The 607-nt window shown below is 51.7% G+C and carries 1 protein-coding gene; it reads right to left on the bottom strand.

Translation table 11 applies throughout. The features are described 5' to 3' along the window. A partial coding sequence (locus tag A3738_RS10880) for a VCBS domain-containing protein (RefSeq protein WP_156504208.1) occupies positions 1–607 on the bottom strand: 607 nt, incomplete at both ends.

Here is a 607-nt window from a genome sequence, read left to right as displayed (position 1 = left end):
CCATTAACCATGGCTATATGGCCGTAGGTGGTGGTTGTACTGACAAGATCTGGGAAATCAGGTGTTTCGCCTGTATCGGTATCAGATATGCTGAGGGTTCCACTGGCGGTTGCGGTGTCACCTGCGTCTCCTTCAGTTACTGCGCCAGTGCTTGCCCCCGTTATTATAGCTGCATCGTCTTTACCATGAACCGTAATAACGAGATTCTGCGTGTCAGTACCACCGTCTTGGTCGGTCACCGTAATCGGAATGGTGACAGTTTGGTCTGTACCTGCGGCCAAGTGTTGATAGGCGCTGTGACTGGGATCAAAGGTGTACGACCCGTCGGCATTTAGCGTAAAACCGTCTATGGTCGGTGCGGTGTAGGTGGCCGTTTCATGGTCGTCAGTATCCGTTGCTGTAAGCTGGCCCGTTAGCAATTGGCCATCCTCTGTCACACTTTGCGCTTGGATTTGCTGTAATACCGGCGCGTCATTTGTGCCTGTTAGGGTGATGACAAGATTCTTGGTATCAGTCGCGCCAGCTAGGTCAGTTACTGTCACAGGGATGGTGATGGTTTGTACATCGCCTTGCGCCAAATGGTTATAACTACCGTGGTTTGGGTCGA

Source organism: Oleiphilus sp. HI0066 (assembly GCF_001635725.1).
This window is presented reverse-complemented; position numbering and strand designations above follow the sequence as displayed.